The sequence below is a fragment of the Flavobacterium sp. IMCC34852 genome (assembly GCF_030643905.1).
GTDB classification, from domain to species: domain Bacteria; phylum Bacteroidota; class Bacteroidia; order Flavobacteriales; family Flavobacteriaceae; genus Flavobacterium; species Flavobacterium rivulicola.
Map to the genome: position 1 here is coordinate 972,814 of NZ_CP121446.1, position 12,920 is coordinate 985,733.

At 37.8% G+C, this 12,920-nt stretch carries 8 protein-coding genes; 5 read left to right on the plus strand and 3 right to left on the minus strand.

From position 1 onward, the window contains the following. Positions 1-2: 2 nt before the first annotated feature. The 5 genes from P7V56_RS04320 (at position 3) to P7V56_RS04340 (ending at position 9,200) form a co-directional block, all read left to right on the plus strand. Positions 3-1,052: a SusE domain-containing protein gene (locus P7V56_RS04320; protein ID WP_171220914.1), complete on the plus strand. Its 1,050-nt coding sequence runs from the start codon at positions 3-5 to the stop codon at positions 1,050-1,052. Between the two features lie 61 nt (positions 1,053-1,113). Continuing rightward, positions 1,114-3,978, plus strand: coding sequence for an alpha-amylase family glycosyl hydrolase (locus P7V56_RS04325; protein WP_171220913.1), 2,865 nt, complete (start codon positions 1,114-1,116; stop codon positions 3,976-3,978). A 120-nt stretch (positions 3,979-4,098) separates the two neighbouring features. Next, positions 4,099-6,876: an AsmA family protein gene (locus P7V56_RS04330; protein ID WP_171220912.1), complete on the plus strand. Its 2,778-nt coding sequence runs from the start codon at positions 4,099-4,101 to the stop codon at positions 6,874-6,876. A gap of 72 nt (positions 6,877-6,948) precedes the next feature. Next, entirely contained in the window at positions 6,949-8,265 is a 1,317-nt protein-coding gene (locus P7V56_RS04335; RefSeq protein WP_171220911.1) for a hydroxymethylglutaryl-CoA reductase, degradative, read from the plus strand. 20 nt (positions 8,266-8,285) lie between these two features. Then, positions 8,286-9,200, plus strand: coding sequence for a GYDIA family GHMP kinase (locus P7V56_RS04340; protein WP_171220910.1), 915 nt, complete (start codon positions 8,286-8,288; stop codon positions 9,198-9,200). Positions 9,201-9,252: 52 nt separating this feature from the next. Here P7V56_RS04340 and P7V56_RS04345 read toward each other — a convergent pair whose 3' ends face one another. The 3 genes from P7V56_RS04345 to P7V56_RS04355 all read right to left on the minus strand — a co-directional run bounded on the left by P7V56_RS04345 (position 9,253) and on the right by P7V56_RS04355 (position 12,918). Continuing rightward, complete coding sequence (locus P7V56_RS04345; protein WP_171220909.1) at positions 9,253-11,349, minus strand: peptidylprolyl isomerase; 2,097 nt, start codon at positions 11,347-11,349, stop codon at positions 9,253-9,255. 108 nt (positions 11,350-11,457) lie between these two features. Further along, the gene (locus P7V56_RS04350) at positions 11,458-12,717 is read right to left on the minus strand and encodes a hemolysin family protein (protein ID WP_171220908.1); all 1,260 of its coding nucleotides are present in this window, start codon (positions 12,715-12,717) and stop codon (positions 11,458-11,460) included. Between the two features lie 3 nt (positions 12,718-12,720). Continuing rightward, a complete protein-coding gene (locus tag P7V56_RS04355) occupies positions 12,721-12,918 on the minus strand; it encodes a hypothetical protein (RefSeq protein WP_171220907.1) in 198 nt (65 codons plus the stop codon). Positions 12,919-12,920: the final 2 nt, after the last annotated feature.

Genomic DNA, 12,920 nt, shown 5'->3' on the forward strand with positions numbered 1-12,920 from the left:
AAATGAAAAAAATATTAAAAATATCTAGTTTAGCTTTCTTGTTAATAGCAGGAGTTGCTTGTGAAAATGATGATCAAACAATAGCTCAGGCTGTAGGTGGGCCAGAATTAATTACTCCGGCTTCAGGAACAGAGTATGAATTGTCTCCGGCCAATGAAACCAACGAAGCTACAACTTTAGTTTGGAATCATGCCGATTATGATGTTCAAACAGAAGTAAATTATGAAGTTCAAGTAGCGTTAGCCGGAACAGACTTCGCTGAAGTTATCTCTGGTGGAACTACCACTAACAGATTTTTTACTTGGTCAGTTGCTGCTTTAAATCAAGTGGCTATAGATGCAGGTTTGACACCATACACTCCGGGAAATTTAGATGTTAGAGTAAGAGGAACTTTAGGCGCTAATGCTGAAATGGAGAGTTTTTCTAATGTTATTACCATAACAGTAACAGCCTACACTACTGAGTTGCCTAAATTGGCAGTTCCGGGTAATCACCAAGGTTGGGATCCTCCGACAGCTCCAAGAATTGCTTCTTCAGGATTTGGAGAAACTGATTACGAAGGATATGTTTGGTTAGATGGAGCATTTAAATTTGTTGGACCTAATGCAGCCGGTGCCTTTGCTTGGGGTAATACGGATTGGGGTGATGATGGTTCTTTCTCAGGTGTGCTTGCAGAATCAGGAGAATCAGATATCACTGCTACTGCAGGTTATTACAGAGTAACTGCTAATACCACTACTTTATTATACAATATTGTACCAACCAATTGGGGAATTGTAGGAGCTGCAACCGCTGGAGGTTGGGATAATAGTACACCTTTGACTTACAATGCAACTACCAAGAAATGGGAAGGAACAATTGTTATGACTGCCGGAGCTTACAAGTTCAGAGCTAATAATGCTTGGGATATTAACTTAGGTGCAGACTCAGATTTAGATGGTTCAATGAACTATGGTGGACCGGATTTAACTGTTGATGCTGACGGTACCTACAATGTTGTTTTAGATTTAAGTAATCCAAGACAATATACCTATTCTGTGACACTTCAATAAGTAAATTAAGAATAACTAAAAAAGGGTTTCTTTTAGAGACCCTTTTTTTAAATTTTAAGCTATGAAAAACTTTATTTTATTTCTTTTTGCTGTCCTTGTTGGAAATTCATCTTTTGCCCAAGTTTCTTGGCAAGGTGGTTCCAATCCCGATGCAACAGCTGCAGCTACCATACTGTTCGATAAAACAGGTACAGGTTTAGCTACTTACACCGGAACAATATACGCCCACACAGGGTTAACGGTAAACGGAACTCCTTGGCAAAATGTAAAAGGGTCTTGGGGTAATAATACTACACAACCGGCGCTGACTTTGGTTTCGGGTAATATTTATAAATTAGACTTAACTCCAACAATACTTCAGTATTACAATGTAACATCCGGTTCGGTGACCAAGGTTAATATGGTTTTCAGAAATGCAGCCGGTAATGCACAAACGGTAGATTTGACTTTGGATGTAGGTGCTTTTCAGGCGGCTTTAGTAACTCCGGTTGAAAATAGTAATACTATTATTAATAGTGGTCAAAGTTTGACTATAACAGCTAATAATACAAATGGTACGGCTAATTATAACTTGTTGGCGAATGGAGTTAGTATCCATACTTTTTCAGGAACAAGCTATAATTATACCGATCCAAATATTACGGCTAACAAAACTTATGAACTGCAAATTACACAAGGCGCTACCTTCTTTTCAAAAACTTTCGGCGTTATTGTAAACGCAGGAACTACCAATGAAACAATGGCGTCCGGTCTCGAGGATGGAATCAATTATAATTCATCCGACGCCACTAAAGCTACACTTGTTCTGGACGCACCGGGGAAAGATTTTGTTTACCTAGCCGGAAGTTTTAACAACTGGCAACCGGGAACTAATTATTTGATGAAAAAAGACCCCGGAACAGGAAAGTTTTGGTTAGAATTAACCGGATTAACCTCGGGTCAACAATATACTTATCAATATTGGGTAGTGGATGCTACACCAACAACCAATTCACCGGCAGTTGTAAAAACAGCTGACCCTTATTCAACTTTAGTATTATCTCCTTTTGATGACCCCTATATTCCGGCGACTTCTTATCCTAACTTGCCAACTTATCCGGCCGGACAATCAAGAGAAGTTACTGTTTTGCAAACCGGTCAAACACCTTACAACTGGAGCTCAGCCACTATCAATTTCGTAAAACCAAAAAAAGAAGATTTAGTGGTTTATGAAGTTTTAGTAAGAGATTTTGATGCCGATAGAAATTACCAAGATTTAATCGATAAAATTGACTATTTCAAAAATCTAAAAGTCAATGCTATCCAATTGATGCCGGTAATGGAATTCGAGGGAAATGAAAGCTGGGGATACAATACCTCTTTCCATTTGGCTTTGGATAAATTCTATGGTAACGCTGATAAGTTTAAAGAGTTTATCGATTTATGCCACCAAAACGGTATAGCAGTTATTCTGGATTTAGCTTTAAATCATGCTTTCGGAAGAAATCCTATGGTTAGAATGTGGATGAAAGATGCTGATGGTGACGGCTGGGGTGATCCGGCTGCCGATAATCCTTATTTTAATGAGTTTGCCAAACATAGTTATAGTGTTGGCTCCGATTTCAATCACGCTTCAGCAAGAACGAAATATTATACCAAAAGAGTCATTAAACAATGGATACAAGAATTTAAAATTGATGGTTTCCGTTGGGATTTAACCAAAGGATTTACCCAAGCTTGTTCCGGTGGTGATGATACATGTACTAACGCCTATCAAGCTGACCGTGTCGCTGTTCTTAAAGAATATGCTGATTACTCTTGGCTATTAGACCCAACTCACTATGCTATTTTTGAACATTTAGGAGGTGACAGTGAAGAACAACAATGGGCCAATTACCGTATAGGTGAAACACCAAGTAAAGGAATCATGATGTGGGGCGAATTACACGAAGCCTACAAACAACTTACCATGGGTTACTCCACTAATGCCGATATTACAAGAATGGGTCACGTGAGCAGAGGATTTTCAGGCAAACGTTTGTTGGGTTACCCTGAAAGTCATGACAAAGACAGATTGGTTTATGAAGCAGTTACCTTCGGAAACGGAGGCGGAACAGCACCACCACTAAACAATTTGAATAATGCAGTGGCCAGAATGTCAGCCATTGGTGCATTATCTATTTTAGTTCCGGGACCAAAAATGATTTGGCATTTCGCAGAATTAGGCATGAATAATTCTATTTACACCTGTGAAAACGGAACTGTAAATTCGGAGAGCGATGTCACTACAGGAGATTGTAAATTAGCCACCAAACCACAACCTCAATGGGTAAACAATTGGTTGACAATGACTACCCCTAACAGACAACAAGTGTACAACGATTGGAAAAGGTTAATCCAAATGAAAATCGAAGAACAAGTCTTTGAAGGTGATTACGCCATTAGCCCTGACGGAAATAACATCAGACAAAGAATTTATGTTTATGACAATTCTTTACCGTCAACGCAATTGAAAAATGTAGTCATTATTGCCAATATGTCGGTGGCTGCTCAAAACATTAATCCAAGTTTCCCGTACACCGGAAATTGGTATAACCTAATGGATAATACTCCATATAATGTGACCAACACCACGGCAACAATCAACTTGCCGCCGGGAGGTTTCAGAGTATATGGTAATCAACCGGTTGCTTTGGCAGCTAATGATTTTGAAGTTGCAAATCAAGTGAGTTTGTATCCAAATCCAACTTCAGGAACTTTCAATATCAAAGGACAAGTAGCCAAAGTGGAAATCTATTCCATCACCGGACAAAGAGTTAAATCTTTTGAAAATATTTCCTCTGAAGACTATCAATTTGATATCAATGAATTAAACAGCGGCGTTTATTTAGTCAAAGCTATCGATGCCAATAATAATTCATCTACTATGAAATTGATCAAACAATAAGGTTAGATTAGTTATATAATTATTTTGCAGTAGCCACGTTTTTTAAACGTGGCTACTGTTTTTTATAAAATTTTTCCCCTTAAATTTTTTTCTCTTTCAGCGGAATTGTACTTTTGAACTATGAAAAAACCGTCAAAGTCAATAATAGTCAGGATTTTAAAGATTACAGGAATTACTTTCGGGTCAATTATCCTGCTGATGTTTTTGATGCCAATTCTTTTTCCCGGAAAAATTGCCGAAGAAGTAAAAGCTTTCGCCAACAAAAAGCTGAATGGTGAATTAGACTTCAAAGAAGCCAATCTTTCTTTCTTCAACCACTTTCCGTCATTGACTTTAACCCTTACGGATTTCTCCCTAAAAGGTTCAGCGCCTTACCAAAAAGAAACCTTAGTTTCCGCCAATGAAGTGGCATTCGGAATCGATTTAGGGTCTCTTATTTTTGACAAAAGTGTCACCATTGATAAGATTTACGTCTCCAATGCTTTAATCAATGTAAAAGTCAATGCCAAAGGAGAAGCCAACTATAACGTCTATATTTCCGAAGAAGAAACCACTAAAAAAGATACCACCGGGAACACTTCGCTTCGTTTGGATAAAATTGCCATCGAAGACAGTCATTTGGTTTACAACGATCAATCGACTAAAATTTTAATTGATGCCAATGGCTTTAATTATATAGGAAACGGCGACTTAGACCAAGCCATTTTCGATATTTATACCGAAGCTGAAATCGAAGACTTTGATTTTGCTTATGATGGGCAACAATACCTCAAAAACAAAAAAGTAAAAGCCGATTTGATCACCAAAATCAACACCAATTCCCTGGCGTTTGTCTTCCAACAAAACAATTTAAAAATTAACAAACTTCCGGTAGAATTCAACGGGAAATTCGACTTCCTAAGCAATGGCTACGATATGGATTTCAATATCAAATCGGAAGACAGCAAACTCAACGATTTCTTTACTGCTTTGCCTCCGGCGTATGTCACTTGGCTCGATAAAACCAAAGTCAAAGGCAGTACCGATTTGTCCTTTACGTTAAAAGGAAAATACATCGCTTCTAAAAATCAAAAACCCGATGTGGCTTTCAATATGAAAATTCGTGACGGTTTGATTGAATACAAAGATGCACCGTTTCCGGTATCCAATATCTTCCTGAATTTCGACACCAAATTACCGTCATTAGATACCGAGAAATTAAGAGTCAACATCGATTCGATTTTCTTCAATGTCGATAAAGATTACGTCAAAGCCATTATTAAATCGGAAGGTTTGTCAACGCCGAATATCTCTGCCAGAATCAACTCCAAAATCGATTTAGCCCAAATGGACAAAGCACTGGGGTTGCAAAACATGGATTTACGCGGTGTTTTGAATATGGATATTAAATCGAATGGTGTTTACGACCAAAAAAACGGTAAGATTCCGGTAACCAATGGGAAAATCAATTTCAAAAACGGTTACGTAAAAACCGATTATTATCCGAATCCGATTCAGAACATCAATGTCGTCGCGACGGTTTTAGACCAAAAAGGCTCTCTCGATGACTTGAAAATCAATATTACGCCGGCTTCTTTTGAGTTCGAGGGCAAACCGATTTTTGTCAATGCCAAGTTACAGAATTTCGAAAATATCAAGTACGATATCAAAGCCAAAGGCGAATTAGATTTAGGCAAAATCTATAAAGTCTTTTCCCAAAAAGGATTAGACCTTGAAGGTTATGTCAACGCCGATGTTGCCTTCAAAGGTGCGCAAGATGACGCCATGAACGGAAGATATGACAAGTTGCAAAACAGCGGAACACTGAAGCTGAGAAATATTAAAACCACTTCGGAATATTTACCCAAACCATTTGTAATCAAAGACGGGACATTTGTGTTTAACCAAGACAAAATGAACTTTAATGATTTTATAGCGACCTATGGTCAATCCGATTTTAAAATGAATGGCTATTTGCAAAATGTAATCGATTTTGTGCTAACCAATAAAGCCATACTGAAAGGCAATTTCCAATTGCATTCGGATTATATCAATGTCGATGAATTCATGACACAAACCAAAGCGACAACGGTTTCTGATACTATCAAAACCGCAGAACCAACTGTAGCTTCAGGCGTAGTCGTTATTCCGTCTAATTTCGATTTGCAGTTCAATGCCACGGCGAATAAAATCAATTTGGATGGTTTGGCGATTGACAATCTCAAAGGCAACATGAAAATCAACCAAGGCCAATTGGAACTCAAACAATCCGGTTTTGATTTGATTGGTTCCAATGTTAAAATGGATTTGGTTTACGGTAGTCAATCCACAGAAAAAGCCTTTTTCGACTTTAAAATCCTCGCCAAAGAATTTGACATCAAACGCGCTTACAACGAAGTAAAAATGTTCCGCGAAATGGCTACTGCAGCCGAAAGTGCCGAAGGAATCGTTTCCTTAGACTATAAAGTAGCCGGAATTCTCGATGCGAATATGGCACCTATTTATCCATCTCTAACCGGAAAAGGAACCTTGTCTGTAAAGAAAGTCAAAATGAAAGGCTTTAAAATGTTTGGCGCCGTAAGCAAAAAGACAGGCAAAGACGCCATCAAAAACCCCGATGTTACTCAAGTGGATATCAAAACCACCATTAAAAATAACATCATCAATATTGAGCGTTTCAAGTTCAAAGTCGCGGGTTTTCGTCCGAGAATTGAAGGACAAACCAGTTTTGACGGGAAGTTGAATATCAAAATGCGTTTGGGTTTACCGCCATTCGGCATCATCGGTATTCCGATTAAAGTGACCGGAACGCAAGATGAACCCAAAGTGAAATTGGGCAAACAAACCGAAGACTTACAAGAAACCGAATACGAAGGCGAAGTACCGCAACCCATTTCAGCCGAGCCTAAACCGTTGTAATTTACCATAGTTTTTCTGAAAAAAATTCAAACGCTATAACTTATCTTTGTAGCCAACAAACTTTTATTGTCTATGAATAATGCAGTTGCCGGTTTTTCCAAATTGTCCAAAGAAGAAAAAATCAATTGGATTGCCCAAGAGTATTTCAGTAATCCGACAGAAGCGATTACTACCATCAAACAATATTGGAACAACGATGCCCAATTGCAACAATTGCATGACGAATTCATAGAAAACACTATTACCAATTTCTATTTGCCGATGGGTATTGCTCCCAATTTCCTCATCAACGGAAAATATTATTCGGTGCCAATGGTCATTGAGGAAAGTTCTGTTGTAGCTGCGGCAGCCAAATCGGCTAAGTTTTGGAGCACACGCGGCGGATTCAAAGCCACCGTTTTGAATACGGAGAAGATTGGACAAGTTCACTTTTTGTTCCCGGGCGAAACGGCTAAACTGAAAGCCTTTTTTAATGCTGTAAAGCCTACATTAATCGATTCGACCGAAAGTATTACCAAGAACATGCAAAAGCGTGGCGGTGGTATTTTAGGATTGGAACTTCGAGATAAAACTTCCGAGTTAGACAATTATTACCAACTCCATGCCACCTTTGAAACCAAAGACAGTATGGGAGCGAATTTCATCAATTCGTGTTTGGAGCAATTGGCTAAAACGTTAAAAGAAGCAGCACAAAACCATGCCGACTTTAACGAAGCAGAAAAGAACATTACGGTTGTCATGAGTATCTTGTCAAACTATGTTCCGAATTGTATAGTACGTGCCGAAGTTTCTTGCCCGGTAGAAGAATTAGCCGAAAAGAAAATCGAAAACCCACAAGAGTTTGCCGAGAAGTTTGTGCAAGCTGTTCGTATCGCCGAAATTGAACCTTTCCGTGCCGTTACGCACAACAAAGGCATCATGAATGGTGTTGATGCCGTAGTCTTGGCCACCGGAAATGATTTCCGCGCCGTAGAAGCCGGAGTACATGCCTATGCTTCCCGCAACGGACAATATTCGAGCTTGTCTCATGCTCAAATTGAAAACGGTATTTTCACTTTTTGGATGGAAATTCCTTTGGCTTTAGGAACCGTTGGCGGATTGACTTCCTTACATCCGTTGGTTAAAATGGCTCTGGAAATCTTAGGCAAACCTTCTGCACAAGAATTGATGCAAGTTGTCGCCGTTACAGGATTGGCACAAAATTTTGCGGCTTTGCGTTCGCTTACCACAACCGGAATTCAAGAAGGTCACATGAAAATGCACTTAAACAATATTCTCAATCAATACCAAGCAACTGCCGAAGAGCGAAAAGTAATTGCCAAACATTTCGAAAAGAATACGGTTACTCATGCCTCTGTGGTGGAGATGATTGAGCATTTAAGAAAATAATATTGTCAGGTTGAGCAAAAATGAAACAAACTTTTTATAGTAACGGGAAATTGCTAATCACCGGAGAATATTTGGTTCTCGACGGTGCTAAAGCTTTTGCATTGCCTACCAAATACGGTCAAAATTTAACTATTGAAGCCGGTGAAAGCAATACCATTCAATGGACAAGTTTTGACAGCGATGGTAGTGTTTGGTTTGAAGATACTATTTCGTTTGACGCCATAGTCAGAAAGCAACGCCATGAAGATACTAAAAGCATTAAAAATACTTTAATCGAAATTTTACACGAAGCGTATTTGATGAATTCCGATTTTATTTCGACTTCAAAAGGATACAAAATCACGACCGAATTGACTTTTCCAAAATCATGGGGTTTAGGAACTTCTTCTACACTAATCAACAATGTGGCTCAGTGGTTGCAAATTGATGCCTATGAGCTGCTTAAAAGAAGTTTTGGCGGGAGTGGCTACGATATTGCTTGCGCCCAAAATGATTCGGGGATTTTATACCAAATTGTTGATGAAAAACCTTTGGTAGAGATAGTAGATTTCAAACCTGATTTTACGGGTAAAATTTTCTTTGTTTATTTGAATAAAAAGCAGAATAGCAGAAATGCAATAGCGTCATACTATAGTAATCAAGTTGACATTCGTAAAACAATTCCGGTGATAAATGAAATTACTAAAACAGTGATTGATGCCGAAGAACCAAAAACATTCGCATTGGCTTTGGCCCAACACGAGATAGCCTTGAGCAATATTTTAGAATTACCGACGGTTAAAGAAACGCTATTTCATGATTTTGACGGCGTGATAAAAAGTCTCGGCGCTTGGGGGGGCGATTTTGTGCTGAGTATCTCCAAAGAAAATCCAACGGATTATTTTAAAGCAAAAGGATTTGATGTTGTCATACCGTACCAAGAAATGATCTTATAATAAAAAACCCCGAAGTCAATTCGGGGTTTTTATTATTTATGGTGATTTACGATTAATAGAAATCAGCTCTGTTGTCTTGGATGTCTGCTTCGTTTTTCAACGCTTGCATAAATCTTCCGGCATTACCGGTAGCTTGTGGTTTTAATTTATTAACGTAATCAGTATATTTTGGAAGCGCCGGTGCTTTTGTAACAGTTTTAGTTACCAATACATATACACCTGAATTACCATCAATAGCTTTAGAAACTTGTCCTGCTTTTGAAGAGAAGGCAGTTCCAACCACTTTTGGCTCAAATCCCGCACCCGGAACAGCCGGACTTTCAAGAGTTAAATCAACAGCGTTAACTACGGTAACTTTATTGGCAGAAGCGATAGCCGCTAATGAACTTCCGGTCATTTTAGCTTTGATCATTTCAGCTTTCTTTTTGTTTTTCAAAAGTCCTTCAACTTGAGGTCTGGCTTCTTCAACAGCCATTAAGCCTTTTTCGTTTACTTTTTTCAATTTAACAATCACATGCCCAATATTAACTACTTCAAAACGTTTTACGTCACCAATGTTAGTGTCGTCAGCAAATGCCCATTTTACGATTTGTCTTTGATTGCTAACGGTACCAAAACTTTCGTCAACAGCTTTAACTCTTACCGAAGGATTAACAGTCAATTTAGCTTCTTTAGTCAAAGCAGCAAAATCTTTACCGGCAGTAGCATCCATTTCGAATTTAGTAGCTTGGGTGTAGATTTTATCGTTAGTAGCTTCTGATGGTTCAATTTTTTCAGCAATGGTAGCCAATTTGATTGCGTCTTGCTTATCCGTTACATTGATGATGTGGTAACCGAATTCAGTTTCTACTAAACCAATTTTTCCAACCGGATTATTGAATACAAAATCATTAAACGGTTTTACCATTTGGCCCGGACCGAAATAACCCAAATCACCACCTTGTTGTGCTGAGGAGTCATCAGAGTTAGACATCGCCAAAATCATAAACATTGATGGATTGGCTAAAGCTTGGGCTAATAAACCTTCCGCTTTGGCTTTGGCTTGTTCTTTAGTTCTTTTTTCTTTTTTATTAGGAACTTGAGTGCCTTCCCAACTAATTAAGATATGACTGGCTTTTGATTTGGCGCCTGCTTTTCTTCCTAAAGCTTTTGAAATGCAATAGTAGTTGCTAAACATGTAAGGTCCGTAAATTTGACCGGTTGCCAATCCAAACAATTGTTCAGCATGTTCAGCCGGCAAATCTTGTTTAGCAATATAAGTTGAGTCAAAAGGAATGTCTGAATTTTGGTTTACAAATTCGGCTATGTTGGTTGCCGATTGGAAACTTGGAATGGTATCGTTTTTACCGTCTTTAAATTCAACACGTGAAGTCAATAACGAGTTGATTTTGTTTTTAACTTCGGCTTCGTCTTGCGCTGATGGTTTTTCTTCTATCAATACATAGTCCAATTCACGAGATTCTTCAGATTTGAATTTTTTCTCTTTGGTTTTCATGTAGGCGATAATTTCATCGTCGCTGATTTTAACATCACTGTCTTTAATACTTGAGTAAGGCACTGATACAAAGTCAAAAGTTACTTTGTTCATTTCGGCTTCATATTTAAATTTACCTTCAGTCTCTGTGGTATACATGGCGCCTTTTACCAATGAATTGTAAATTTGGTATTTAGCATTCAATTCAGCGTCTTTTTCTCTTTCTTTTAAGATTTGAATTCCTTCCGGATTCGATTTGAAGTAGTCTTTAAATTTGGTTACGTCAAATTTTCCGGCAGCGTTCATAAACATTTGGTTTTGTCCAATGTTAGGATCAGCTTTAAATACTTCAACTATGTGCTTTTCGCCAACGCGCAAACCTAATTTTTCGAATTCAGCTGTCAACAAAGCCACACTTACTTCTTGGTTCCAAACTTGGTTGGAAGCTTGCATAGAAGTCATGGGTTGACCATTTTGTCCGTTTTTTTCAACGTTTGCTACTTTAATTCTAAAGTCTTCAAAAGAAATATCTTTTCCGTTAACACTTCCTACGTCAGTTGAGATGCTTTTAAAGCCGTTGCTAAATAAATCTTGCACGACAAAAGCCAATAATGCAAAACCTATAAGTATTAAAAGTAAGCCTGAGCGATTTCTAATTTTTGATAAAATTGCCATTTCTAATCTTGTTAATTTTTAATTCAGTTTGCGAAAATACAATTATCTGTGAAATAATAATACTCACTTAGTTATAATTTCATCTATTTTTTAATTTTTTTACAGAAACTAATCGATTAGTGTCATTTTGACCAATTCGATTTTCTTATTTGTGGCTTCTTCAATGGTGAATTGAAAGTTTTCAATGGTAATTTGATCTCCTTTTTGGGGAATTTCTTTGAAGAAATCTACGATAAATCCGCCTAAAGTTCCGTAAGAATCGGCTTCGGGGATATTTAATTTATAAGTTTCATTTAAGTATTCAACTTCTAATCTTGTGGAAAACAGGTAAGTAGTCTCGTCGAGTTGTTTTTCAGTGAAAGCTTCGTCTGAATCGTGTTCGTCTTCTATTTCACCAAACAATTCCTCTACTATGTCTTCGATGGTGACAATTCCTGAAGTGCCGCCGTATTCATCTAAAACTACCGCCACACTTTTTCGCTTTTTGGTCAGCAAATTCATCATGTCTTTGATGTAAATAGTTTCGGGAACAAATTCTACGGGTATCATCACCGATTTGATGGTTCTGGGTTTTTTGAAAAGTTCAAACGAATGTACGTAGCCTACAATATCATCCATCGTATTGAGGTACACCAAAATTTTAGAATAACCGGTTTTAATAAACAGTTGTCTCAACTCGGCCACAGAACTGTATAGGTCAATCGCTACTAATTCGGTTCTCGGCGTCATAATGTCTCTGGCTTTTACCCCGGAAAATTCGAGTGCATTTTGAAAAATTTGAATTTCAGAGTCAACAGTTTCATGGTCTTGCACCGCGTTCATTTGCTCTGTTATGTAATTGCCCAATTCTACTTTACTGAAAGAAAGGGTAATTTGGTCACCTTCGGTTTTAAAGAATTTCTTCAAGATGAAATCGGAAATCCAAATCATAAAAGAAGAAATGTAGTAAAAGAGTTTGTAAAAAAAGTAAGCCGGCAATGCAAAAAACTTCAGAAAACTATTGGCATAAATCTGAAAAAATACTTTGGGCAAAAATTCCGAAGTCATCAAAACGATCAAAGTGGAGATTGCGGTTTGCAACAATAAATTGGATAAATCAGTAAATTGATATCCTAAACGGACAAACCATTCCATCAGCAAATCGCCCATGAAAAAACCGTAAACAACCATCGCTACATTGTTGCCAACCAGCATAGTGGCAATAAATTTCGATGGTTTTTCGGTAAGCTTGGTTAGTATTTTGGAAATAAAATCATCTTGTTTTTTTTCAATTTCAAGATAAATTTTGTTGGAAGAAATAAAGGCAATCTCCATTCCGGAAAAAAAGGCGGAAAGTATCAAACACAAGATAATAATTCCGACTTCCATGCTTTAAGGTTTTTTGTTGCGCTCTTCAAATTTTTTGGCAAAATTCCTGCGAAAGAAAAACATAAAAATACCTACGAATGTAAACAGAACCAAAAGAATGGCTTTGTTTGTTTCTCCGGCTTTGTATTGGTTAAAGGCTTCAATAGCAAATAAGACGGCAGCAATAAGATAGGCGTATTGGGTAAATTTTAAATAATTCATAG